Source organism: Bradyrhizobium sp. Kon37, from assembly GCF_055807535.1.
Window position 1 is genome coordinate 157,890 of sequence record NZ_JBVVOY010000003.1, and the last position, 26,189, is coordinate 184,078.

Here is a 26,189-nt window from a genome sequence, read left to right on the forward strand (position 1 = left end):
GTCAATCACCCTTCTCGCAAGCAGGCGGAGTGTGGCCGAATCGATCAAGATGTGGCGATTTTGCCTTAATGCCCTTCATTCGGGCAAAGCCGTGCCAATTCGACGCGGCGCGCGGTCCGCGCTCTCGTCCTTCAGCGCCACACCGGTCGCTTCCCGCGCGAGCCCCTCGCGGACCAGCCAGGCGATCTTGAAGGCAGCCTCGTCATAGCTCAACCCGGTCTTGTGGATGTTCGACACGCAGTTGCGCTCGGCATCGGTGCGATCAGGCTTCGGGGCGAAAGTCAGATAGGCGCCGAGACTGTCGGGCGCCGACAGTCCCGGCCGCTCGCCGATCAGCATCACGACCATGCGCGCGCCGAGAATGGCGCCGATCTCGTCACCCAGCGCGACGCGCGCGCCTGAGGCGACGACGACATGGCCGATCGCGACACCATCGTCGGCTGCGAGCAACGGCAGCAGGCGCATCACCAGCGCGACCGCATGGGCGTGGACCGCCGCCGCCGACAGCCCATCGCCAATCACGACCGCGAGTTGGCACGGCTCCGAGGCGCTCCGCGTCAGGGCCTCGACTGATCCGGCATCGAGCCGTCTGCCCAGATCGGGCCGCCGCAGATAGTCTCTGCGGTCGACCGCCCGGCTGTTCGCCGCGGTGACGACGAGGCCAAGCGCGCGGAGATCCGCGACCAGCCGCGGTGCATCGAACACGGCATGCACGGCATCACGGGCGCGGGCATGGTCCAGCGTGAAATCGAGCAGTGCCCGCGTCGGCAGGCTCGCGCCGCTGCGCCCGAGCGCGACGCGCGCGGGCGTGAGCGACCGCAGATCGAGGGTCGGACGACGCGGGATAGCCGGATCAGACATGTTGTGTCATTCGGCGGGGACGGAGGCCTCGCGTAGCCGGATCGAATAGTTCGAGGCGTTCTGCTGGCCGGTCGAGGCCGCCCGCGCAAAGGTGATGAGATGGTGCGCGATCAGGGTGCAGCCGATCAGGCCTTCGAGATCGCGGTGCTTGATGCGGCCCAGCGCGAACTTCCAGAACACGCGCTTGTAGTCGCCGAGCACGCCGACCTTCCAGAATATGTTTCGCAGCATGACGAGGCCGCGCCTGATGTTGGGCCAGGTCTTCATCTCGTCCGGTTTCGGCATCTTCAAGCGGTGCACGTAAACGTGGTCGCATTGATACTGGAAGCGCGCGTAGACCTTCTCGGGCTCGTAGGCGACGGCCATGGCGTGCTTCCAGGACGCGACGACGTCGTCGTAGGGCAACAGGAAATTGACGTTGGAATCGCGGCCGTCGTCCTCGACCAGGCGTCCCTCGCGCTCCAGACGGTCCCACAGCGGCGTCTTCGGCAGCGCCTGAAGCAGGTTGATCGTGAGCAGCGGAATTCGGGAATCCTCGACGAAGGCGAGCAGCGCCTCCGACGTGTTCGGCTTGTCGGTATCGAGCCCCATGATGATGCCGGACACGACCTCCATGCCGTAGGAGTTGATGGTTTGCACGCCCTCGAGGATCGGGACCATCATGTTGTGGTCCTTGTGCATCGCCTTCAGCGCATCGGGGTCGGGTGTCTCGATGCCGCAGAAGATGGTGACGAAATAGGCCTCGCGCATCTTCTCGAGGATTTCCGGCCGCTTCGCGATGTTGAGCGTCGCCTCGCAGGCGAGCCGCACCATGTAGCCGGTCCTCTTCTGCCATTCGATCAGATGCGGCAGGAGGTCCAGCGCCGCCTTGCGGTTGCCGATGAAATTGTCGTCGACGAAATACACCGTGTCGGTCATGCCGCATTCGCGCAGGCGGTCGAGCTCGGCGATGATCTGCTCCGGCGACTTGAGGCGCGGATTGCGGCCGTAAAGGCCGGGGATGTCGCAGAACTCGCACTGATAGGGACAGCCGCTGGAATACTGGATGCTGCCGAGGAAGTATTTCTTCACGTCGGCGAGCTCATAGGCCGGGATCGGAAACTCCGTCATCGGCACGCGGTCCTTGGTGGTCAGCACCACCTGCGCTTCCGGACGCGAGGTATCGCGCGACAAGATCTCGAGCAGCTGATTGGTGGCGTCGCCGAGCTCGCCGACATGGAGATAGTCGAAGGAGGGATAGTAATCCGGGCAGGCGCTGACGGAGGGACCGCCGAGCGCGACCGGCAGGTCGAATTCATGGGCACGGCGGCAGATGTCGTTCATCTGCTGGCGCTGGATGTGCATGCCGCTGACGAAGACCGCCTCCGCCCATTCGAACTCTTCCCTTGTCGTACGGCGAAGGTTCTCGTCGACGAATTTGACCTGCCACTCCTCGGGCAGATAGGCCGCGAGCAGCAAAAGTCCCTGCGGCGGCATGAAGGCGCGGACGCCATCGGTCAGGGGGTAGGAATGCTCGAACGTCCCGAACGACGATGTGTATCGCGGAAACACGCAGAGAATCCGCCGGGACGTCCCGTTACTTTCAGCTCGCATCAAAGCTCCCCCGCCACGCTCGACTTAGCCGCGGAAATTGCCAGACAGACACATAGCGTAATGCTGCCGCCGGAATTTCTCAATATTGTGGCATGAGCCTAATTCCCTAGGGCATCAATGGTTTCCTCGGGCCGCCGGGTGCTCCGCCGCGTCACGCGATCAGCCGTGACGCAAAATCGGGCAGCAGGCCTGCATCGCCGGCAAGACGGAAGTCAGCGCCCGCAATGCCGGACCGCACCAGCCAATCGTCGAACTCCGGCGCGCGGCGCAATCCAAAGACGTCGCGGACATAGAGCGCGTCGTGAAAAGACGTGGACTGATAGTTCAGCATGACGTCATCGGCGCCGGGAACGCCCATGATGAAGGTGACGCCGGCGGCGGCGAGCAGCGTCAGCAGATTGTCCATGTCGTCCTGGTCCGCCTCGGCGTGGTTGGTGTAGCAGATGTCGATCCCGAGCGGCAGGCCGAGCAGCTTGCCGCAAAAGTGATCCTCCAGCCCGGCCCGGATGATTTCCTTGCCGTCGTAGAGATATTCCGGGCCGATGAAGCCGACCACGCTGTTGACCAGGAGGGGCGCAAAGGCGCGGGCGACCGCATAGGCGCGCGCCTCGCAGGTCTGCTGGTCGACGCCGTGATGGGCATTGGCCGACAGCGCCGAGCCCTGCCCGGTCTCGAAATACATCACGTTCTGCCCGACCGTGCCGCGCTTCTGCGACAATCCAGCCTCCTGCGCCTCCTTGAGAAGCGCGAGGTCGATGCCAAAACTGCGGTTGGCAGCCTCAGTGCCGGCGACCGACTGGAACACGAGGTCGACCGGCACGCCCTGCCCGATCAGCGACAGGGTGGTGGTGACATGGGTCAGCACGCAGCCCTGGGTCGGGATCTTCAGCCGCGCGATGACCTCGTCGAGCAGCCGCAGCAATTGGCCGATCACGGCCGGGTCGTCGCTCGCCGGGTTGATGCCGATGCAGGCATCGCCGGCGCCGAGCAGGATGCCGTCCAGGACGGAGGCGGTGATGCCCCTGGCGTCGTCGAAGGGATGATTGGGCTGGAGCCGGGTGCTCATCCGGCCCTTCAGGCCGATGGTGTTGCGGAAAGCGGTGGTGACCTCGCATTTCCGCGCCGCCAGGATCAGATCCTGGTTGCGCATCAGTTTCGAGACCGCGGCGGCCATCTCCGGGGTGATGCCGCCCGCCAGCTTGCGCAGGATTTCGGGCGTCGCGGCGTCCGACAGCAGCCAGTCGCGGAAGGCGCCGACCGTCAGCGAGGCCACCGGCACGAAGGCCTTGGCGTCGTGGCTGTCGATGACGAGGCGGGTGACCTCGTCGGTCTCATAGGGGATGACGGCTTCCTGCAAAAACTGCCCGAGCGGGACGTCGGCCAGCGCCATCCGCGCCGCGATCATCTGTTCGGCACTGGCGGCGGCGATCCCGGCCAGCCGGTCGCCGGAGCGCGGCGGCGTCGCCTTGGCGAGCAGGTCGCGCAAATCCGGGAACGTGTAGGTCGTTGCGTCGATGGTGTGGCGGTAGACCAAAGGTCTCTCCGGGGTTCGTCGGCCAGAGGCCGACTCCAGGGCGATCCCAAGACTATACCTTCAGATCAAGACGCTGAAATATCTACCTTTCCTTCGGCCGAGGGCAAAGCGGGCCAAACCCGGCGTTAACGCTGCGTCCATCTTCATTCTGCATAGTTTTGCAATAGTTTGCACGACCGCGCTCTCCGGCCGCTCCCGGCCATTCGGGCCCCTGAAAACCATGACAACCGATCAATCTGGGAATGCCGCCGGCCTTGCCGGCCGCTTCACGCTTGCCAACAAGCTCTACGCGATCTTCGCGCTGTTCGCGCTGCTCACGGCGGCGATCGCGATGCTGTCCGACTACAACAGCCGCCGCGGTGCCGAGCTGACCACCGCGATCGAGACCGCGAACGCCGCCGCGCTGAACGTCGAGCGGGTCAACTCGCTGGTCTATGCGGTCGTGATGGAATCGCGCGGCGTCTACATGTCGACCGAGCCCGCCGTGGTAAAGAAATACGGCGAGGGCCTGCTCAAGTTCAACGCCCAGATCCTCGACGTCGTGAAGCGCTGGGAGACCATCGTCAAGGCTGACGATGCCGAGCAGTTCGCCACCTTCAAGAAGCGCATCGAGCAGTTCGTCGAGTTTCGCAAGGAGCTGGTGCGCCGCGGCGTCGAGATCAATGCGGCCGCGGGCCGCGAATGGGGCGACAACGACGCCAACCGCGCCGTGCGCTCGGCGCTGAACAAGGATCTCGAGGCGCTGTCCAAGGTCTATGCCGAGCGCGCGAGGCAAATCGCGCACGAGACCGAGACCAATCGCACACTGTCCTTCGTCCTGACCTGCCTCGCCGGCGTGGCGCTCGCCCTCGTCGTGATCGGCATCGTCATCATCGCCCGCTCGATCGCACGCCCCCTCTCCGCCATCACCGCGACCATCAAGCAGGTCGCTGACGGCGCCGAGAACGTCGTGGTGCCCCACTCTGACCGCGCCGACGAGATCGGCGCACTTGCACGCGCGATCCAGATCTTCCAGGACGCGATGGAGCGTAACCGCAATCTCGCCTCGCAGGTCTCGCAGGACTCCGCCGCGCGCGAGGAGCGCGCCCGCCACATCGAGCAATCCGTCGACGCGTTTCGCGAGGCGATCGGCGCGATCATGCGCGGCCTCAGCGACAACGCCTCCGTGATGCGCGAGACGGCGCAGACCATCACCCGCGTCACCGCGGACGCGAGCAGCCGCGCCGGCACGGCGGCGAACGCCACCGAACAGGCCTCGCACAACGTCACGGCGGTGGCAGGCGCGGCCGAGGAGCTGTCGGCGTCGGTGGTGGAGATCGGCCGGCAGGTGCGGCAATCCGCCAGCGCGGTCGAGCAGACCGGCCAGCGCACCGAGAAATCGATCGCCGAGATCGAGAGCCTGGCCGCAGCCACGCAACGCATCGACGGCGTGCTCAGCCTGATCCAGGCGATCGCCGAGCAGACCAATCTGCTCGCGCTCAATGCCACCATCGAGGCCGCGCGCGCAGGCGATGCCGGCCGCGGCTTTGCCGTCGTCGCGCATGAAGTGAAGGCACTCGCGGGCCAGACCGCAAAGGCGACCGCCGACATCAGCGAGAACGTCTCGATGATCCAGTCCTCGACCCGCAACGCGGTCGACGCCGTCCGCGAGATCGGCGGCGCGGTGCGCGAGATCAACGACGTCACCTCGGCGATCGCCGGCGCCATCGGCCAGCAGGACGCCGCCACGCGCGAGATCTCGTCTAACGCGCAATCGGCGGCCCAAGGCAACGAGACCCTCGTCGCCAACATCAGCTCGCTCCGCGATGCCATCGGCGAGACCGATACTGCGGCTTCCTCGGTGCTGACGGCTGCGAGCAGCGTGACCGAGACGGCGGAGACGCTGTCGCGCGAGGTGGAGAAGTTCTTCCAGAACCTGCGCTCAGGCGCGGCGGACGGCCGCGTCGCCAAGGCGGGGTAGCAGCACGTCCATCGCCAGCGGCGCCGGCGTTGGGGTCGCTCCATCAAAAAGCGCGAAAACAACCCCATGCACAGTAGCCGGGGATAGCGATATCAATGGCTTGGCTACGCCGAAAGCTATTCGTATTTTACGAAATGATATTTGACTCGTCGGGCAAAACACTGGCATGATGTCAATGTTGGAGCTTTCGCGCTGCGCCGGCAGATCGTGAGAAGCCGAAGGCTGGCTGAGGCCGCCTCCCTGTGAACCAGAGCCGCGGAGCAGTCCGCGGCTTTTTGCTATCGCCACCATCTAGCTTTAGCGGAAGCGATGCAGGAGACAGTGATCCTTGGAAGCGGCCCGAATGCTCAGGCTTTTCGGCGGGAAGCAGGCCGGAAAGATCGCACGCCGAGTCGCTATCGCGAGCTGAAGCGGGGCGCCATACCGCGCTCTTGGAGCAGCGCGCGGAACTAAACCCGGCGTGACATGTTCATTCCCAACGTGGCTTGGCGCTCCCGATTCAATGCCGCCGTTAGCGCACCATCGTTAGCTCCAGATGCTCATGGCAACAATGCGTACCCGTCGGGATCGTAGCCCTAGCCGATCGGGCTTGGTCAGTTGTGACCGGCTCGCAAACCGGCCTGAAGCTCATGCACCGACTTCGACAGCTCGCTTCATGTCAGGACTGGACGACCTTCCCAAAGATGTGCCGTCCGAACTCACCGGACCCTCAACAAACTCGCCGCTTTTCCCGGCCTAGCGAGGAGCTGTGATCAGGCAGCCATTCAAAGCACGAACACCGGAAGAACTGATTTCGCTATTGAGCGCCGTGGCGATGGCTATTCTCGCCGCGATCATTGTCATGGTGCTCTATTACGGTCGCGAGATCATCATTCCAATAGCGCTGGCCGTCTTGCTCAGCTTCGTGCTGGCGCCCCTGGTTCGACTGGTTCAGCGTCTGCGCATTCCACGCAGTTTGGCTGTGGTGAGCGTGGTCGTGATCGCCTTCGCGTTCATATTTGCGATGGGCAGCCTGCTCGCTACCCAACTCGCGCAGCTGGCCGGCGATTTGCCGCGATATCAGTCCACAATAAGCGAGAAGATCCAATCCTTCCGTGAGACGACCGCCGGTCGAGGCACGCTCGAGCGGGCTTCCAGCATGTTGAAGGACCTCAGCAAAGAACTCGACAAGCCCAAGGAGGCCGCGAATTCGTTGGGGACCATAGCAGCTCCGAAAGCGGCCCCGCCGAAGCCCGTTCCTGTGGAAGTGCTCCAGCCCGATCCGGGCGCGCTGGAGAGCTTGCAAACACTGATTTCACCATTGCTTCATCCGCTCGCAACGACCGGGATCATCGTCATATTCGTGATCTTCATTTTGCTTCAGCGCGAGGATCTTCGTAATCGCCTGATCAGGCTGGCCGGTTCGGATGACCTGCAGCGCACCACGGCTGCCCTTGATGACGCGGCGAGCCGTCTCAGCCGGCTTTTCCTTATCCAGCTTCTCGTGAACGGGGGCTTCGGCATCATCATCGGAATGGGTCTTTGGCTGATCGGCGTTCCAAGCGCGATCCTGTGGGGTATTCTGGCAGCAGTGCTGCGCTTCGTGCCTTACATTGGGGCGGTCATCGCCGCCGCCTTCCCTCTCGCTCTTGCGGTTGCGGTCGATCCAACCTGGACGATGCTGCTTTGGACGATCGCGCTGTTCGTGGTGGTAGAACCAATCGTCGGCCATGTGCTGGAGCCGATGGTCTATGGACACAGCACGGGACTATCGCCGGTGGCCGTTGTGGCTTCCGCGACGTTCTGGACGGCGCTCTGGGGTCCAATCGGCCTCGTTCTGGCGACACCCCTTACCGTGTGTCTGGTCGTCCTGGGCCGCCATGTCGAGCGCCTGGAGTTCCTCGACGTCATGTTTGGAGACCGACCAGCGCTCTCTCCGCCTGAGATATTCTATCAGCGGATGCTCGCCGGCGATCCGACAGAAGCTTCGGCAAAAGCAGAGGAGTTCTTGAAGGAGCGATCTCTTAGCTCCTATTACGACGAAGTAGCCCTGCGAGGACTGCAACTGGCTCAAGCAGATGCCGAGCGCGGCGCTCTGGCTCCCGACCGGCTGACCAAAATCAGGGATGCGGTCCAGGAATTTGCCAATAACATTTCGGAGCAGGATGAGCGTCCGTCGCTGAAGGTCAACCCGACCACAGATGTCGAAGCTACATCTGCCATAGAGGGCGTGGCTGAGGACGCGCCTTATGAGAGTCTGCGGGTGCTGCGCAAGGAGGACTTGCCTTCTGAATGGCAAGGCGATCATCCCGTGCTCTGCTTGGCTGGACGAAATCCGATCGACGAAGCGGCTGCGATCATGCTGGCGCAACTGACGGATGCGCATGGCTTGTCGGCGCGAGTTGAAGCAGCGGGAGCATTATCGACGGCGAATATCTTCCGGCTGGAGACCGCCGGGGTCGCCATTGCCTGTCTTGTCTATATGGACGCAAGTAGTCCTGCTCATATGCGTTACTCGGTGCGACGGCTTCGCCGTAAATTGCCGAAGGCTACAATCATTCTGGGTTGCTGGATGAAGGACATCGACCCAGCGGCGCTGGAAAGCCTGCGGGAAGGTGCCAAGGCGGATCTGGCTGCTGCAACTCTGGGCGGAGCGCTCAGACTCTGCATAGAGGCGACAGGTGTGGACTCCCTTGGCACTGGAGCCGAAGGCCCGGCTTCGAAGATCACGGCCGCTTAGCAGTTTGTACGCTAGACGTGGCTGCTTTCAGCCCAAGAGGCCGCGTCTCCACGTCTCAGGCGCGCTTCCCGCCGATCGAGACAAACGCCATGAGACAGGGTTCGGGCAATGGGTTGCGCCAGCGATGGCGCGTTCCGTTTTGCACGATGCAATCACCCTGACGCAAATGGACCTTCTGTCCGTCGTCCAATTCCAGCGTCATCTCGCCGCGAACCACGACTCCGTAGTCTATGGTATCCGATGTGTGCATCCCTGGGGCGCCGCGCTCAAAATGGTCTCCCATGCCGGGGATCTTGTCCGACATTTCTCTAAGCCCACTCTCGAAAGTAACTCCGGGCGGCGGCTTCCAACCTTCCGGGCGCTTCGGCGGATACGAGATCAATCGAAAGATGGTCCCCTCAGGGCCTGGAAAGGCCTTCGTTCCTGCCGACATCGGATCCGGCTCCAGTCCGCTCAGTCCTGGCACTCCCTCAGTCATGTACAGCTCATAGAAAGTCAGTCCTGGATTGGCATCGATTTCCACCAGCTTTGGAGTCACCTCAAAAGACTTCAACACCGACTTGCCGGCTGCATCGCGGCCGGTCAATGCACGTCTTGGAGGTGGCAAATCACTGGAGTCTTTTGCTTCGGCGGGGTTTGACATCTCCCCCAACGCGCTACCGGCGGCGAAGACGGATAGCGCCTGCAGCAGGTGTCGCCGACCCCTGCCTTCGAACTGTTCGGAAGAAGGCTCCGCCTTGTCCGAAGGAGACTTTGCATTGTCCAGAGATTTGTTCTTGTGCTTTTGCCACAAGCGCCAAGGGAAGTGCCAAGGGAAGCTGCTCATCTGCGTTCTCCATGGTTACGTGCAATCGCACACCGCTCCAGCGGCACGACCTCGCAATGACAACGATATTGGCGAACATGCGTGGACGTAGAACGCAGATAGAAACCGTCGGAAAAAGCAAGTTGATGAAGACCGCTGGAGCAACGGCTGCCCGCCCCACCTGCCTTTCCGTCTTTCAATCTAGACGCGCAGATTTCAACCCGCTATTCGGCTTTGGTCGAGCATGGAGGTGTGTCGGTTTTCCCAAAACATCCGACCACCGTCGCACCGGCGAGCAACGCCTTGCCGACAGCATGGAGAGCCATCGAGGCCTTCTCAACTTCTGGAAGGGCCGTGCTGCGCGACCTCCCAGTGCGACGGTTCAGCCAACCGGTCCAGGGGTCCAATCGCCGCCGGCAAGCGGCCGGACTTTGACGTCAGGAATGACCCCACGCTCAAGGCTCGGATCGAAATGGCGCATGGTCCGCTCATTGAAGTCGATGATGCGGCCAGGCCTTAGCGGTCCCACATCATTTATCCTGACGATGACCTTCTTGCCGACGGCTTCGACGAGGGCGTATTTCGGCTTCGCGCCAAATTGGACCCCACCGAATTTCTTACGCAAGCTCGTCTTGATGGCAGCCGACCAGACCGAGGGATCATAGCGCTCGCCGGAAGCCGTCTTCGGGCCGCCCTCCTCTTTGCCCGGCTTGAACGGATTGTACATGGATGCCGCGCCAACGATCGCTTCCCCGGAAGCGGCATCGTCGACAGCGTTTGAGTGAACCCCACCAGCTTCACATCGGGCAATAGAAACCGAAACAGCAAGCGCAATCACGGCGCCGCAAATTGCGGCGCTCGAGCGGAACACCATTATATCTCCTGTGATTTTCGATCGTTTGGTTCCGATGCCGCAATTCGTTTTGCGGATCGAGCCAACCCCTGGCTCCGGAACCGTTTGTAGGAACCCCAACAGTTCCAGCACGTGTTTTACTTGTCGCCGTCTAAGACAGACATTGCGTCAACAGCATGACGACGAGAGCGACAGTGAAATAAGTGCGACGACATGATTCTCACAGCGCCACTAATCAAGACAATCCGTGCGCTCGCCTGCCTGACCGCCGTTTGATTCTCATCGGCGTTGTTTTTGCAGAAGCGATCGTCGCAGCGACGGAGGCCGCCACCTAGCGTGAGAAGCTTGCTTGCGCGACGTCGCAGTGGGAGTTTGCGATGTCCTCGCGCAGCAAGGCCCGCTGCCGAACGCGTTCATGGACAACGAACTGACGCACAGATCCGATCAGCTTGTCCACTCCGTCCTTGTCGGCGGACATGGGACAGAAATGCTGAACTTGTCTTCCTTCACTTGCCCGGCATCAGTCGCAACTGCTCACAGCATCTAACAAGCCTTAACGAGCCATTGGCCAGCTTCCGAGCCATGTTGCAGAGCCAGACGAAGGACTGCCCTGCTCCGCAGGCTCCGATCGCCTGAAGCCAGGAAGGTGTCCCATGCCGATGCCATACAATTCCGAGAACACCATCGACAGAAGCCGGCGCGCGCTTTTGAGCACCGCAGCGATTGGAATTGCAGCGGTGATTTCCACGAGCGTGTTTCCGCTGCGTGGAGCGGCGGCCGCGGGCGAAAGCACAATTCGCCCCTTCCACATTGCCGTGCCGGAGGAGGACCTTGTCGAGCTTCGGCGGCGCGTGTTGGCGACGCGATGGCCTGATCGCGAGACTGTTTCCGATCAGTCCCAAGGTATCCCGCTGGCGAAGCTCCAGCCCCTCGTCAACTATTGGGGGACGGCCTACGACTGGCGCAAGATCGAAGCGAGGATGAATCGACTTCCGCAGTTCATCACCAACATCGACGGCATCGATATTCACTTCATTCATGTCCGCTCCAAACATCCCAATGCCCTGCCTGTCGTCATAACCCATGGCTGGCCGGGATCGGTTTTCGAGCAGCTCAAGCTGATCGATCCACTCACCGATCCAACGGCCCATGCGGGGCGGCCTGAAGACGCGTTCGACGTCGTGATTCCCTCGATGCCCGGCTATGGCTTCTCCGGCAAACCGGTCGATACCGGTTGGGGTCCTGACCGCACGGCGCGCATCTGGGCAGAACTGATGAAGCGCCTGGGCTACACCCACTATGTCGCCCAGGGCGGCGACTGGGGCTCGCCGGTCTCGAGTGCAATGGCACGGCTGGCGCCGGCAGGTTTGCTCGGCATCCATATCAATTTGCCGGCGATCGTGCCGCCCGATATCGCCGCGATCCTCGCGGCCGGCGGGCCCGCCCCAGCAGACCTTTCCGCTAGCGAACGCGCAGCGTTCGATGCATTCAGTGCGGCGGGCAAGATGGGCAACCGGTCCTACGCGCTGATGATGGGAACGAGGCCGCAAACGATCGGCTACGGCTTGACGGATTCTCCCGCGGGCCTGGCGGCCTGGATGCTCGGACATCCCGGCTTCACGCATTGGAAATTCGACGACACCGACTCCGAAAAGTCCCGCGACGAGGTGCTGGACGACATCACGCTGTACTGGTTGACGAACAGCGCCACCTCCTCGGCGCGCCTTTACTGGGAATATAGCGGGCGCAGTCCCGCCCTTGCAGGTCCGGAGAAGACCGCGGAGATCTCGCTGCCGGTGGCCATCACGGTATTCCCGGGCGAGAGCTATCAAGCCCCGGAGACGTGGGCCCGTCGGGCCTATCGCAACCTGACCTACTTCCACGAGGTCGACAAAGGCGGTCATTTTGCTGCCTGGGAGCAGCCGGCGCTTTTCTCCGCCGAGCTGCGCGCCGCATTCAGGCCGCTTCGGCTCGCACATTTGGTCCAGTGACGGTGGTCAAGGACGCCGCCGGCAAGGGGTTCATGCCGCCTTGCTTGGCGCGGGAAAGAAGAAATAGGGCGGTTAGTGATGGCGTTGCTCAGCCCATCACCCCGCCGCGCTTGATCAGTTCCTTCCCCACCGCGGCCAGATGCACCTGGTCCGGCCCGTCGCCGATGCGGATGAAGCGGGCGTAGACATAGGCGCGCGCGAGGAAAGTATCCTGCGAGACGCCGGCGGCCCCGTGGATCTGGATGGCGCGGTCGATGACGCGGGCCGCCATGCTGGGCACCACGATCTTGGCGGCCGCGATCAGGTCGCGCGCGGCCTTGTTGCCTTCGCGGTCCATCCTGTCGGCGGCCTGCAGCGTGAGCAAGCGCGCCTGCGCGATCTCGCAGAACGAGTGCGCGATGTCCTCGCGCACCGAGCCCTGCTCGGCAAGCGGCTTGCCGAAGGCTGTGCGGGAGACCGCACGCTGGCACATCAATTCGAGCGCGCGCTGGGCGCAGCCGATCAGCCGCATGCAATGATGGATGCGGCCGGGACCAAGCCTGCCTTGCGCGATCTCGAAGCCGCGGCCCTCTCCCAGCAGGATGTTCTCGGCGGGCACGCGAACGTTCTCGTAGACAATCTCGGGATGGCCGACCGGCGCGTCGTCGTAGCCGTAAGTGAGCATGTCGCGGACGATGCGCACGCCGGGCGTCGCCTTCGGCACCAGGACCATGGATTGCTGGCGGTGGCGGTCGGGATCGTCGGGCGCCGTCTTGCCCATCACGATCAGGATCTCGCAATCCTCGTTCATCGCGCCGGAGGTGAACCATTTGCGGCCGTTGATGACGTAGTCGCCGCCGTCGCGTCTGATCTCGCATTGAATGTTGGTGGCATCGCTGGAGGCGACCTGCGGCTCCGTCATCGAGAAGCCGGAGCGGATGCGCCCCTCCAAAAGCGGCTTCAGCCAGCGCTCCTGCTGTGCCGGCGTGCCGTAATTGGCCAGCACCTCCATGTTGCCGACATCGGGCGCCGAGCAATTGAACACCTCCGGCGCCCAGAGGATGCGGCCCATGATCTCCTTCACCGGTGCATATTCGAGATTGCTGAGGCCCGGGCCGTGCTCGCCGGAGAGGAACAGGTTCCAGAGCCCCTGCTCGCGCGCGAGCCGCTTCAGGTCCTGAAGGACCTGCGGCGTCCTGTAGCGTGTCGCTTCCGGCTTGACCTGCTCGTAATAGAGCTCCTCGACCGGCTCGACATGCGTCCGCATGAAGCGACGGACCCGCTCCTGCAGCTCCAGCGAACGTTCGGAGTGGTGAAAGTCCATGGCGGTCTCCTCTGTTCACAACACCTGATGTCGTCATGCCCGGGCTTGTCCCGGGCATCCACGTTCTTTCGTGCCATGGGAAAGACGTGGATGGCCGGGACAAGCCCGGCCATGACGATGTGGAGACATCGGTGTCTCCAAAGCGGGCGCTCGCTTGCCCTCACGTGCCGCGCAGCAGCTCGCTCGCGACGATCCAGTCGTTACCGTTGAACTGGAGCATATAGCCGTCCTTGATCGGGCGGAAATCCTGCGGCGTGGTGTTGAGCGTGATGCCGGGCATCAGCAGCGACAGCGGCACGTTCTTCAAATTGGCCGCCTGCGCCATGATGTTCTCGCGCGTCAGATTGTCCTTGCACTGCTTCAGCAAGACCACCAGTGCCTCGGCGACGGTGTAGCCGTAGAGACCCGCGACGTTGTTGACGTCGGCATTGGGCAGGCGCTTCTTCATGAAGTCGATATAGGCCGTCATCGCCGGATCGTCCTTCGGCGCCTCGACGAACGGCTTGAGCGAGCCGAGCGAGAGCACGCCCTTGCCGGCATCGAGGCCGGCCGGCACCATCACGGTGGCCTTGTTGGCGCAGCCCGAGGCGAGGAAGCGCGTCGCCTGCCAGCCGACCTCATGCGCTTTCCGGATCGCCTGGGCGCAGGCGCGCGGCGTCACCGAATAGATCATGAAGACGTCGGCCTTGGTGTTGGCGAGCGTCAGCACCTGGGAATCGACGGTGGGGTCGGCGACCTCGAAGCTCGACGCCATCGCGATCGCCTTGTCGGCGTCGGCACCAAGCGCCTCCTTGACGCCGCGCAGATATTCCTTGCCGGCGTCGTCGTTCTGATAGAGCACCGCGAAGCGCGCATTCGGGTTCTTGGCGCGGGCATAGGCGACGTCGATGGCGGCCTCGCTGGTGTAGTTCGGCGCCCACGGCAGCGCCATCGACCAGGGCATGTTGGCGGGGTCGTTCCACTTCGAGGCCGAGCTGATCAGAAACAGCTGCGGCACCTTGTTGCTGTTGAGATATTTCGCGATCGCCGAGCTCGGCGCGGTGCCCATGGTCGCGAAGATGAAGGCGACGCCGTCGCCCTCGACCAACCGCCGCGCCGCTTCCATGGTCTTCGGCGGCGAAAAGGCGTCGTCGAGCGACAGGAGATTGAGCTTGCGGCCGTTGATCCCGCCCTTCTCGTTGACCTCGTCGAAATAGGCCGAGATCACCCTGCCGGTGATGCCGAGCGGCGAAGCGGGGCCGCTATAGGGCATGGTGTTGCCGATCTTGATCTCGGTGTCGCTGACGCCGGGACCGTAGGATTTTTGCGCGGAGACAGGCGTGGACAGGCAGGCAGCCAAGGCTGCAGCCAGGACCAAAGCGGCTTTCATGGTTTCTCCCCGGTGATAATCGCCGCGCGACTCGGAAGCCGCGACGTGCTGCTTTTTGCCAGCACGTCAGATCAGCGGAGTTCCACAAGGCGGTCTTGCGTCGAGTTGCTGATCAGCCGGTGCACAGTGGCCGTCGCGGGCAGCACCATTGACGCCAATCAAGTTCGGATGCGGCGCCTCAGCCGCGCGTCCGCTCCATCTCCAGCTCGGCCTTGAGATTGTCGAGATCCCGATAAATTGAAGCAATCGCAAGGATGCGGCCGCCCTTGCGATACTTCAGCAGGCAGTCCTTGCCGGAAATGCTGCCGTCGATCGCGATATCGTCAAAACTCTCGGCGTGGCCGACATAGTTGATCGGCACGTCATAGTGCTGCGACCAGAAGAACGGCACGGCCTCGAAACGCTCGCGCTTGCCGAGCATGTTGCGCGCCGCGGTCTGGCCCTGCCGCTCCGCCACCACCCAGTGCTCGACGCGGATGGTTTGCCGCGAATGCGGATCCGGCCAGCGCGCGATGTCGCCGGCCGCGAAGATGCCGGCTATGCTGGTCTCCAGATACTCGCTCACGCTGACGCCCCGGTCGGCCGCAAGCCCCGCCTGCTCGGCGAGCGCGAGGCGCGGTTTGACGCCGATGCCGACCACGACCAGTTCGGCTTCGATCACGCCGCCGCTCTTCAACGTGGCGCGCGTGCCGTCCAACTTTTCCACGGTGTTATCGAGATGGAAGTTGACGCCATTCTCCTCATGCAGGGCGCGCACGAAGTCGCCCATCTCGGGACCGAGCACCTTCTGCATCGGCCGTTCGTCCGGTGCGACCACGTGCACCTCGATCTTGCGTGCCCGCAAGGAGGCCGCAACTTCCAGGCCGATGAAGCTGGCGCCGATCACCAGTGCACGTTCGGCGCTGCCGGCCGCCTTGATGATGGCGCGGCTGTCGGCGACGGAGCGCAGCGTGTGGACATGAGGCTGGTCGGCACCCGGAATCTGCAATCTGACCGGCTCGGCGCCGGTCGCGAGCAACAGCCGGTCGAACGGCAGCCTGTCGCCATTGCCCAGCGTCACGCTGCGCGTCTTCGCCTCGATCGCGGCGACATTCGTGTTGAGCCTGAGGTCGATGCCGGCGCCCTGATAATAGTCCTCGCCCCGCAGCGGCAGCCAATCCTCCGGCGCGTTGCCCGCGAGGTAGTCCTTGGAGAGATTGGGCCGGTCCACCGGCATCGCGCTGTCATTGCTGAGCATGGTGATGGCGCCGGCAAAGCCCTCGCGACGGAGCGTCTGCGCCGCCGCGAAACCCGCCGCGCCGCCGCCGATGATGACGAATTTTTCCGGCGTTGGCGCTGTCCGGTGAGACACCGAAGGCTTCGGCACCTCGTGCTTGCGCTGGACGACGATCTTGTCCCGATCGCGCGAGACCTCCCACACTGCCAGCGCATTCAGCGCCGGCGGACGGGTCGCCTCGCCTGACCGCAAGGAGAAGCAGGCGTGATGCCAGGGACAGCGGATGGTGTCGCCCACCACCAGTCCTTCGACGAGCGGACCGTGATAGTGGCTGCAGGCGGGCTCGATCGCGAAGATCTCGCTGCCGGCCTGCACCAGCAGGACGTCTTCCTCGCCGACATGGCCGAGCAATTTGCCGTCCTTGAATTCGGCGAGCGTCACGCCTCGGCTCAAGTCGGGTCCGCTTGGCTTCTTGTCTTCGGTCATGGCGTTGCCTCCTTGAGCCGTCGCGGATCAATCGTCCGAATTGGCCAGCCCCAGCAGCTCCTGGCGCGTCAACGCATTGTCGCGGAACACGCCGAGCATGCGGCTGGTGACGAGATCGGTCCCGGGCTTGTGCGCGCCGCGCGTGGTCATGCAGTGATGCGTCGCCTTGATGATGACCCCGACACCTTCGGGCCTCAGCACATCGTTGATCGTGTTGGCGATCTGCGCGGTCATCTTCTCCTGGATCTGAAGCCGCTTGGCGTAGATGTCGACGAGACGCGCGAGCTTGGAGATGCCGACGACGCGCCCTTGCGGGATATAAGCCACCCAGGCGCGGCCGACGATCGGTGCCATGTGGTGCTCGCAATGGCTTTCGAAGCGAACACCGCGCAGGACGATCATCTCGTCATAGCCTTCGATCTCCTCAAAGGTCTTTTGCAGGATTTCGGTCGGATCCTGCGCATAGCCGGAGAAATACTCCTCGAAGGCGCGCGCGACCCGGTCCGGCGTGTCGCGCAGACCGTCGCGCGCGGGATCGTCGCCGGCCCAGCGGATCATGGTGCGGATCGCCTGCTCGACCTCCGCCCTCTCAGGCCGCTCGCTCGGCGCCTGCGCGACCGCGACACGTTCCAGCCTGCGCGTTTGCGTCTTCATCGAGAACCTCCCCTGCAACGAACCGCAGACAGAAGGCGGCCCACAGCTTGGACGGCTGCGATTGGAAAAGGTTCCCGGGATCAGGAAAAATTGGAAGCTGCGAGAGCGGCAAGACAGCGGGACGAGAAATCCGGCTCTATGCGGCCGCTTTCCGCACGTCGAGCACGGCTTGCGCCCATTCGGCCGGCCGCTCCTGCGGCAAATTGTGGCCGGCCCCTGCAAAGACGCGCCGCTCGAAAAAGCCCTCGAACTTGCCTGCATGGTGCGCGGTGCCGGAATTGACGCCGTCGCTGTCGCCGTCGATCGCGATGGTCGGCACCCGAACCGGCGGCTGGGCGGCGAGCTTCGCCTCGATCGCGGCATAGGCGGGATCGCCCGCGACCAGCGCGTAACGATGTCGGTAGGAGTGGATCACGACATCGACGAAATCGGGATTGTCGAACGACATGGCGCTGGTCTCGAACGTCGCGTCGTCGAAGGCCCATGTCGGCGACCACATCGACCAGAGCTGGCGCGCAAAACCGCGCCGGTTGCGCTCCAGAGCGCGGCGGCCGCGTTCGTTGTGGAAGAGATATTGATACCAGAGCGCCGCCTCCTCGGTTGGCGAAGCCGGCTCCATCGAACGCGCGATATTCTGGATGTTGTAGGAATTACCCGAGACGAGACCGATCACCCGCTCCGGATGCAGCACCGAGACCACGCAGGCCGCGCGCCCGCCCCAGTCGTAACCGCCGACCACCGCGCGCGAGATTCCAAGCGCATCCATGAAGGCCAGGAGATCGGCGCCAAGCGCCGCCTGCTCGCCGGAGCGCAACGTCGCAGCGGAGCGAAACCGCGTCGGCCCGTAGCCGCGCAGCCAGGGCACCAGCACGCGCGCGCCCGCTTGCGCCATGATCGGCGCAGTCTCGGCATAGGCGTTCACGTCGTAGGGAAAGCCGTGGCCCATGATGCAGGGCCAGCCGTCCGGCGCGCCGTATTCGCGATAGGCGATATCGAGGATATCGGTGGCGACAGTTTTTTGTTGCATTACGAGGCGAAGCTATTTTTGCGGCCCGGACAACGTGATCTCACGCTCGGCGCGGAACACGTTGCTGTAGAGGTTGGCGATCCACTGCCGACCGATCTCGGTCTTGTTGAGATAGCCGATCTCGGTCTGGATGTGCGGTGCGACGCTGTTCCAGTAGAACTGCGGATAGCGGTTCACGATGTCGGCCGGCGAATCGTAGCCGAGCTGGCGGTTCATGCCGACTTCTTCGAACTCGTAATAGAGCGCGTTAGCCTTGCGCAGATAGTTGGGATCGCCGAGTTGCCCGATGAAGTCGGCGGCGCGCAGGATCGAGGCGTCGTCGTCGTATTCCTGCCCTTCGCGGGCCGGGAAGCGGGTGCCCTCGATGGCGCGGGCGACGCGCTCACTGTCCACGCCCCGGATCTGCGGCAGCCGCCGCCGCACAAACAGTTTCGAGCGATCGACGTGATACATCATCAGGCTGGCATCCGAAGCGCCACGCGGCAGCGCCACCTTGGTGCCGGAATCATCGATGATGAAACCGTCTTCATCATCCTCCGGAAACAGACCGCGGACATAGCCGATGTCGTGCGCAAGGCATGCGATCAGGACGTTGATGTAGTCCTCAGCCGCAAGATGCGTGTGGAGATTACGTCCCATCAGGATCGCCTGAGCGGCCAGCGTCACCAACATCGTATGCTCGATGTTGTGATAGAGTGCGTCGCTGTTGCCGATGCATTCCATCGCCGTGCGGGCCGAGCCTTCCAGCACTCTGGCGTAGGACTCGTCGTACCGACGACGCATGAACGAGCCCAGCAACTTCTCCAGGGTCTCCGCCGCCAGTTTCGGTAACGTGATCATGGATGCAGCCCCGCTTGTCGGTGGTGTTCCACGCCAACTCCCGACGTCTCATTCATGTCCTCGACGCAAAGGCCAGCTTAGCCCATCTTGGGCCGACTGGCCAAACCCGGGAACGAAAATACGGAAATATGTTGCGGTTGTGCCCCGCGGTATCGCGGTTGCGGTGCCGGCCCGACACACCCGGGCTGGCGTCGCCGGGACGGCAAAAATGGCAATCATTCCACCAGCAGCACGTCGACGGCGACGTCGAGCTTCTGCTTCGGCGAGCCGACAATGATGCCGTCGACCGGCGAAACGTCGGAAAAGTCGCGGCCGACCGCGAGCACGATATGGTCGCCGGCGACCATAAGATCGTTGGTCGGATCGAAATCGACCCAGCCAAGCTCCTCCCCGCACCACAGCGACACCCAGGCATGGGTGGCATCGGCGCCCTGCAGGCGCGGCTGGCCCGCCGGCGGAATGGTGCGCAAATATCCGCTGACATAGGCCGCGGGTAGGCCCAGCCCGCGCAAGCCCGCAATCATCACATGGGCAAAATCCTGACAGACGCCATGTCGCTTGACGAAGACCTCGTTGAGCGGCGTCGAGATTACCGTCGCCTTCGGGTCGTAGCGAAATTCGGTGCCGATGCGATGCATCAGATCGACCGCCCCGGCGAGGATCCCCGCGCCGGCCGCGAAGCTTTCCGCGGCATAGGCGCTGACGGGTCCCAGCACCGGCACCAGCGGGCTCGCAAAGACATAGCCGACCGGCGAGGACGGCCCGAGGCTCGTCGCCTCGAAGGCGATGTCGCGAATGCTCTCCCAGCCCGGACTGGCAGCGGCGCGCGCCGGCGGCTGGCGCGACACCTTCACGCGCGAGCGGGAATCGATGCGCAGAGTGCGATGCGCGGCCTCGATCACCACGCTCTCGGTCAGGGTGCCGAAGAAATCGCGCCGGACGCTACGCTCCGCGGGGCGCGGACGAATCTCGACCTTGTGCGAGATCAGCTCCTGGCCATGGCCGCTCCTCGGCTCCAGCCGCAGCGTGCAGCGGGCGAAGCTGACCGGGCTCTCGTATTCGTAGGTGGTGACGTGACGGATATCGTAGATCACGCCAGCCCCGTCAACTTTTCCGGCCGGCTGGCATTGGGGCCGTGCGGGAAGTAGTGCTGCCCGACCGCCTCGGCGAGGCTGAGCAGATCCTGCTCCAGGGCGAACAGCGTCTTGACCTCGATCCTCTCGGCCTCCGCGGTCGCGAGCATCGCCTGCAGCGCGACCGCAAGCCGCTGCGGCTTCTCGATGAGGCCGTGCTCCTTCAGGCTCGGCAGCGCGGCGATATGCTCGTTCAGCGCCGTCACCTGGAACGCCACCGAACGCGGATTGTAGCTGTCGAGCACGGCGAGGTCGCGCACCGGCGCCAGGATCGGCGCCAGCAGATAACGCGAGCGGTAGGTGATCTGGCAATCCACCAGCGTCAGCAGAATATCGAGATCCTCGTCGCCGGCCTCGTCATAGGCAAACTGCCGGGCAAAACGCGTGGTGTTGATGGCGCGCTCGGTGCGGCGGCCGATATCGAGGAAGCGCCAGCCGGCGGCGCGGTTCATGTTCTCATGCGCAAGGCCGGCAAAGCTCGCGAGCTCCTGCAAGGTCAGCTCGGCAGCGCTCAGCACGCTGTCGTCGTCCTCGACCTCGACGGCTAGCCGCTCGACCATTTCGGTGATGACTTGCCAAGCATCGGGCGACAGCCGCTCGCGCAAGGAGGTCGCCGTGCGCTGGGCCGCGCGGACCAGCGACAGTGCCGAGCCGAAACGCTCCGGGCTCTGCAGCGCTTCGGCGACGATGCGGCCGGGCGCCGCCCGCGAGGTCTGCGAGATCGCGCCCCAGGTCACCAGCAGGCGCTGGATACGCTCGGCCGATTGCAGCGAGGCGGCGGTGCCCTTGTTGGGCCCGCTCGGCGAGCCCAGCGCCCGCACCAGCCGCAGCGTCGCCTCGGCGCGTTCGAGATAGCGGCCGAGCCAGAACAGATTGTCGGCGGCGCGACTCGGCAGCACGCCAGCGATACGGCGGATGCGCACCTTGTCGACCGCCGGCAGCAGCGTCGCGGTCGAGACCTGCTTGTCCGAGACCACCCAGACATCGGCGGAGCGCGCGCCGTCGCCCATCGACACCGCGCGCGCATCCGGCTGCTCGGCGATCCGGCAGAAGCCGCCGGGCATGATGGCCCAGCCGTCGGGCGTCGCGGCTGCGAACACGCGCAGCACGAAGGGACGGGGCGTGATCTGCCCCTGCTCCCATACCGGCATGGTCGAGAGCCGCACCACCTCCTGGCCGACATAGTCCATGCCGCGCGCAGCGATCGCGTCGCTCAGGCGCCGGCGGCCGGCGGCATCGAGCTCGCTCGCCAGCACCGGACCGTTGCTGTCGAAACCGGGGACGCCGCGCCGATAGGCGCCTTCGATCGCAACCTCGTCGAGCCGCGACAACACCTCGTCGCGCGCCGAACGCTGGCCGCACCACCAGGTCGCGATGTGCGGCATCTTCAGCTCTTCACCGAGCAGGCGGCGGCTGAGCGCCGGCAGGAAGCCGAGCATCGCGCGCGCCTCCAGCACGCCCGAGCCCGGCATGTTGGCGACGACGACGCCGTCCTTGCGCAGCACGTCGATCAGGCCGGGGACGCCGAGCCGCGAGGAGGCATCGAGCTCGAGCGGGTCGAGCGAATTGGAATCGACGCGGCGCAGCAGCACGTCGAGGCGCTTGAGGCCCGCAACCGTGCGGATGTGGATATGGTTGTCGCTGACGGCGAGATCGTCACCCTCGACCAGCAGGAAGCCGAGATAGCGCGCCAGCGTCGCGTGCTCGAAATAGGTCTCGCTGAAACTGCCCGGCGTGAGCACGCCGATTCGCGGCTCGTCGCGGTCGGCGCGCGCGCGAAGACTGTCGCGAAACGCCTCGAAGAACGGCGCGACGCGCGGCACGTTCATCGATTTGTAGAGATCGGAGAAGGCGCGCGAGAGCACCAGGCGGTTCTCCAGCGCATAGCCCGCACCCGACGGCGCCTGCGTGCGGTCGCCGAGCACCCACCAGCGGCCGTCAGGCCCCCGGCCGACATCGGCGGCATAGAGCGAGAGATAGCGCCCGCCCGGCGGCGGCACGCCGCAGACCGGACGGAGATATTCTGGGCTGCCGGCAATCGCGGCCGCAGGCAACGCGCCTTCGGCGACGAGGCGGCCCTCGCCATAGATGTCGCGCAGCACGAGTTCGAGCAGCTCGGCGCGCTGGGTGATGCCGTCGGACAGCTGCTTCCAGTCAGCCTCGTCGATCAGCAGCGGCAGATGGCTGATCGACCAGGGCCGGTCGGCGCTCTCGCCGGGCGCGCGATAGGTGACGCCGGCCTCGCGGAGATGACGGTCGGCCATGCCGAACCGCCGCTCGACCTCGTCGGGCGCGAGCGCGCCGAAGGCATCGAAGAAGCGGCTCCAGACCGCGCGGGGCTTGCCGTCCGGGCCGAGAAACTCGTCGGGGATGCCGGGCAGGCGCCTGTAGTCGCGGACCCATTGCGCGAAACGGCGCTGGCCTTCGCGCTGACCTTGGCGTTGACCTTGCGCCTTACCTGCCTTGTCGTCCTCTTCGGCTGCGCCCTCGGCCATGCGCCTCTCCCTGCCCCCGCATCATACTCATTGCAGGAGCGGGGACCGCAAGTCGAGGGTCAGCGGAAACTCATTTGTGCGTTCCTCAGGCGGCGGCTGCATCGGGCCCGGCGTATGGCCGTGGTCCTGGAAGCGCGCCAGCCGCCGCGCCTCGGCCTCGTAGGTGTTGACGGGCTTGGTGTCGTAGCTGCGGCCGCCGGGATGGGCGACGTGATAGACGCAGCCGCCGAGCGAGCGGCCGTTCCAGGTGTCGATCAGGTCGAATGTCAGGGGCGCGTGAACGGGAATGGTCGGATGCAGGCCGGAGGCCGGCTGCCAGGCCTTGAAGCGGACGCCGGCCACGGCTTCGCCGGAGCGGCCGGTGGCGGTCATCGGCAGACGGCGGCCGTTGCAGGTGACGATATGGCGGCCCTCGACGAAGCCTTCCGCCTTGACCTGGAGCCGCTCGACCGATGAGTCGACATAGCGCACGGTGCCGCCGGCCGAGCCCTCCTCGCCGAGCACGTGCCAGGGCTCCAGCGCCTGACGCAGCTCCAGCGTCACGCCGCCATGATGGATGCGGCCGAAGGCGGGGAAGCGGAATTCGAGCTGGGCCAGATACCATTCAGGCTCGAACGGATAGCCGGACTGCTTCAACTCGGTCAGCACTTCGAGGAAATCCTCCCAGATGAAGTGCGGCAGCATGAAGCGATCATGCAGCGCGGTGCCCCAGCGCACGAACTTGCCTTGTTGCGGCTCGCGCCAGAATTTCGCGATCAGCGCGCGGATCAGCAGCTGCTGCGCCAGCGACATGCGTGGATCGGGCGGCATTTCGAGCGCGCGGAATTCGACCAGGCCGAGCCGGCCGGTCGTGCCATCAGGTGAATAGAGCTTGTCGATGCAGATCTCGGCACGATGGGTGTTGCCGGTGATGTCGACAAGGAGATGCCGGAACAAGCGATCCACCAGCCACAGCGGCGCCTGAACGCCCGGCGGCGGCACGTGCGTGAGCGCGACCTCGAGCTCGTAAATGCTGTCGTGGCGGGCTTCGTCGATGCGCGGTGCCTGGCTGGTCGGGCCGATGAACAGGCCGGAGAAGAAATAGGACAGCGCGGGATGCCGCTGCCAGTGCAGCACCAGGCTCTTCAACAGATCAGGCCGGCGCAAGAACGGCGAGTCCTGCGGGCTAGAGCCGCCGACCACGACATGATTGCCGCCGCCGGTGCCGGTGTGGCGGCCGTCGACCAGGAAGCGGTTGGCGCCGAGGCGTGTCTTGCCGGCATCCTCATAGAGCCCGACGGTGATGTCGACCGCCTCGCGCCAGTTCTTTGCCGGCTGGACGTTGACCTCGATCACGCCGGGATCGGGCGTCACCTTGATGACGTCGACACGCGGATCGAACGGCGGCGGATAACCCTCGACATGGACCTGGAGCTGCATCTCCTCGGCCGTGGCTTCGAGCGCCGCGATCATCTCGAGATAATCCTCGATCTGCTCGACCGGCGGCATGAAGGCACAGAGCACGCCGTCGCGAACCTCGACCGACATCGCGGTGCGGACCGGGACAGAGGTGTTGAGCTCTTCGGGCTCGAGCCGCTCCGGCGAGTCCGGACGCGCCGGAAGGCTGAACACCGGCAGCTTGCCGCGGGCCTCCATCGGATCCCGCTCGACGATGTAGGGATATTGATCGGGCGCGACATAGCCCAGCGAGTCCAGCGGCAGGCGCAAGCCGAGCGGCGAATCCCCCGGCATCAGGAACAGATGACTGCGCCGGAGCTGCCAGCGCTCGCTGCGCCAGCGCGGCGCCGCATTCCAGCGCTGCACCGGCAGCACGAAGCCGCGAGGGTTGTTGAGACCCTGCTCGAACACCCGCGCCATCCGCGCGCGGGCCTCCGGATCGGACAATTTGGAATCGGACGGATCGACGTTGACGGGAAGCTCCGATTCCTTCTGCAGCCAGTACGCGGTGTCCTCATAGGCCGGCATGATGTAGCCAGGATCGAGCCCGAGCCGCAGCGCCGTGCCCTCCACGAACGCCTGGACGTCCTTGGCCTGCGCCGGCCGCGGATTTTCGATGCTGGCGATGAGGTCGGCATTCTTCCAGATCGGCACGCCGTCCTTGCGCCAGTACAGGCCAAAGGCCCAGCGCGGCAGGCTTTCGCCCGGATACCATTTGCCCTGACCGAAGTGCAGCAGGCCCCCGGGTCCGAAACGCGCGCGCAGGCGGCGGATCAGATCGTCGGCGAGCCCGCGCTTGGTCGGACCGACGGCGTCCGTGTTCCACTCGGCGCCTTCGAGATCATCGACGGAGACGAAGGTCGGCTCGCCGCCCATGGTCAGGCGCACGTCCTGCGCCGCAAGATCGCCGTCGACCTGCTCGCCGAGATCGTTGAGCCGTATCCAGGATTCATCCGAGAACGGTTTTGTGATGCGCGGCGCCTCGCGAATGCGCTTGACGCTCATGTCGAAGGCGAATTCGACCTCGGCAAAACCGGCGCCGCCGGAGATCGGTGCGGCCGAGCGGTAGTGCGGCGTCGCGGCGACCGGGATGTGGCCCTCGCCCGCAAGCATGCCCGAGGTCGCGTCGAAGCCTATCCAGCCCGCGCCCGGCAGATAGACTTCGGCCCAGGCGTGCAAATCGGTGAAATCGTTCTCGACCTCCGGCGGCCCCTCGATCGGATCGATGTCGGGACGGACCTGGATCAGATAGCCGGAGACGAAACGGGCGGCGAGACCGAGGTGCCGGAAGGTCTGGATCAGGAGCCAGGCAGAGTCGCGGCACGAGCCGGCCGCGGAGGAGAGCGTCTCCTCCGGCGTCTGCACGCCCGCTTCCATGCGGATGACGTAGCCGATCCTTTTCTGCAGCTCCCTGTTGAGATCGACCAGGAAGTTGACGGTGTTCGGGGCTTCGTGCGGGATCGTGTCGAGATATTTCGCGAACAGCCGATCGGGCTTGACGGTCTCGAGATAAGGCGCGAGCTCCGTCTTGAGATCTTGCGTATATTCGAACGGAAAGCTGTCGGCATAGGGCTCGACGAAGAAGTCGAACGGATTGACCGTGGTCATCTGCGCCGTGAAATCGACCTCGATCTTGAGCTCGGTCGTCTTCTCCGGGAAGACGTAACGGGCGATCCAATTGCCCAGCGGATCCTGCTGCCAGTTCACGAAATGATTGGCCGGCGTGACCTTGAGCGAATAGCTCAGGATCGGCGTGCGGGTATGCGGCGCCGGCCGCAGACGGATGGTCTGCGGGCCGAGATCGATCGGGCGGTCGTATTTGTAGTGCGTGACGTGGTGTAATGCGACGTAGATCGACACGGGGTGCGGTACTCCAGCAGCTTTTTTGAGCAGAACACCGCTGGTGACCTCGA

17 protein-coding genes are annotated in these 26,189 nt (G+C 64.5%); 3 read left to right on the plus strand and 14 right to left on the minus strand.

Annotated elements, in window-relative coordinates:
- Nucleotides 1-75: 75 nt before the first annotated feature.
- The 3 genes from eutC to AC0L3J_RS08730 form a co-directional block, all read right to left on the minus strand.
- Nucleotides 76-861, minus strand: a complete 786-nt coding sequence (gene eutC, locus AC0L3J_RS08720; protein ID WP_456765225.1) for an ethanolamine ammonia-lyase subunit EutC — start codon at nt 859-861, stop codon at nt 76-78.
- A gap of 6 nt (nt 862-867) precedes the next feature.
- Nucleotides 868-2,454 (minus strand): B12-binding domain-containing radical SAM protein, encoded by a 1,587-nt coding sequence (locus AC0L3J_RS08725; protein WP_456765226.1) that lies wholly within the window; start codon nt 2,452-2,454, stop codon nt 868-870.
- A gap of 151 nt (nt 2,455-2,605) precedes the next feature.
- Complete coding sequence (locus tag AC0L3J_RS08730) at nt 2,606-3,988, minus strand: ethanolamine ammonia-lyase subunit EutB (protein WP_456765227.1); 1,383 nt, start codon at nt 3,986-3,988, stop codon at nt 2,606-2,608.
- A 220-nt stretch (nt 3,989-4,208) separates the two neighbouring features.
- Between AC0L3J_RS08730 and AC0L3J_RS08735 the strand changes: the two genes are divergently transcribed.
- On the plus strand, nt 4,209-5,948 hold the full coding sequence (locus AC0L3J_RS08735; RefSeq protein ID WP_456765228.1) for a methyl-accepting chemotaxis protein: 1,740 nt from the start codon (nt 4,209-4,211) through the stop codon (nt 5,946-5,948).
- A gap of 748 nt (nt 5,949-6,696) precedes the next feature.
- A complete protein-coding gene (locus tag AC0L3J_RS08740) occupies nt 6,697-8,667 on the plus strand; it encodes an AI-2E family transporter (RefSeq protein ID WP_456765229.1) in 1,971 nt (656 codons plus the stop codon).
- A 55-nt stretch (nt 8,668-8,722) separates the two neighbouring features.
- Here AC0L3J_RS08740 and AC0L3J_RS08745 read toward each other — a convergent pair whose 3' ends face one another.
- Nucleotides 8,723-9,493 carry a cupin domain-containing protein gene (locus AC0L3J_RS08745; RefSeq protein ID WP_456765230.1) on the minus strand — a complete coding sequence of 257 codons (771 nt, stop codon included), beginning with the start codon at nt 9,491-9,493 and terminating at the stop codon, nt 8,723-8,725.
- Nucleotides 9,494-9,854: 361 nt separating this feature from the next.
- Nucleotides 9,855-10,346, minus strand: coding sequence for a septal ring lytic transglycosylase RlpA family protein (locus tag AC0L3J_RS08750; RefSeq protein ID WP_456765231.1), 492 nt, complete (start codon nt 10,344-10,346; stop codon nt 9,855-9,857).
- Between the two features lie 632 nt (nt 10,347-10,978).
- Here AC0L3J_RS08750 and AC0L3J_RS08755 point away from each other — a divergent pair.
- On the plus strand, nt 10,979-12,316 hold the full coding sequence (locus AC0L3J_RS08755; protein ID WP_456765232.1) for an epoxide hydrolase family protein: 1,338 nt from the start codon (nt 10,979-10,981) through the stop codon (nt 12,314-12,316).
- 88 nt (nt 12,317-12,404) lie between these two features.
- Here the strand turns inward: AC0L3J_RS08755 and AC0L3J_RS08760 are convergent, their stop codons facing one another.
- The 9 genes from AC0L3J_RS08760 to AC0L3J_RS08800 all read right to left on the minus strand — a co-directional run bounded on the left by AC0L3J_RS08760 (nt 12,405) and on the right by AC0L3J_RS08800 (nt 26,136).
- On the minus strand, nt 12,405-13,619 hold the full coding sequence (locus AC0L3J_RS08760) for an acyl-CoA dehydrogenase family protein (protein WP_456765233.1): 1,215 nt from the start codon (nt 13,617-13,619) through the stop codon (nt 12,405-12,407).
- A 160-nt stretch (nt 13,620-13,779) separates the two neighbouring features.
- A complete protein-coding gene (locus tag AC0L3J_RS08765) occupies nt 13,780-14,988 on the minus strand; it encodes an ABC transporter substrate-binding protein (RefSeq protein WP_247288685.1) in 1,209 nt (402 codons plus the stop codon).
- Nucleotides 14,989-15,166: 178 nt separating this feature from the next.
- Nucleotides 15,167-16,690 carry an FAD-dependent oxidoreductase gene (locus AC0L3J_RS08770; protein WP_456765234.1) on the minus strand — a complete coding sequence of 508 codons (1,524 nt, stop codon included), beginning with the start codon at nt 16,688-16,690 and terminating at the stop codon, nt 15,167-15,169.
- Between the two features lie 27 nt (nt 16,691-16,717).
- Nucleotides 16,718-17,344, minus strand: a complete 627-nt coding sequence (gene folE / locus AC0L3J_RS08775) for a GTP cyclohydrolase I FolE (RefSeq protein WP_018456940.1) — start codon at nt 17,342-17,344, stop codon at nt 16,718-16,720.
- Nucleotides 17,345-17,480: 136 nt separating this feature from the next.
- On the minus strand, nt 17,481-18,371 hold the full coding sequence (locus AC0L3J_RS08780) for an alpha/beta fold hydrolase (protein WP_456765235.1): 891 nt from the start codon (nt 18,369-18,371) through the stop codon (nt 17,481-17,483).
- Nucleotides 18,372-18,383: 12 nt separating this feature from the next.
- The gene (locus tag AC0L3J_RS08785) at nt 18,384-19,211 is read right to left on the minus strand and encodes a metal-dependent phosphohydrolase (protein WP_456765236.1); all 828 of its coding nucleotides are present in this window, start codon (nt 19,209-19,211) and stop codon (nt 18,384-18,386) included.
- 215 nt (nt 19,212-19,426) lie between these two features.
- On the minus strand, nt 19,427-20,305 hold the full coding sequence (locus tag AC0L3J_RS08790) for a transglutaminase family protein (protein WP_473346783.1): 879 nt from the start codon (nt 20,303-20,305) through the stop codon (nt 19,427-19,429).
- Nucleotides 20,302-22,839, minus strand: a complete 2,538-nt coding sequence (locus AC0L3J_RS08795) for a circularly permuted type 2 ATP-grasp protein (protein WP_456765237.1) — start codon at nt 22,837-22,839, stop codon at nt 20,302-20,304. The genes AC0L3J_RS08790 and AC0L3J_RS08795 overlap by 4 nt, the downstream gene beginning before the upstream one ends.
- 27 nt (nt 22,840-22,866) lie before the next feature.
- On the minus strand, nt 22,867-26,136 hold the full coding sequence (locus tag AC0L3J_RS08800; protein WP_456765238.1) for a transglutaminase family protein: 3,270 nt from the start codon (nt 26,134-26,136) through the stop codon (nt 22,867-22,869).
- Nucleotides 26,137-26,189: the final 53 nt, after the last annotated feature.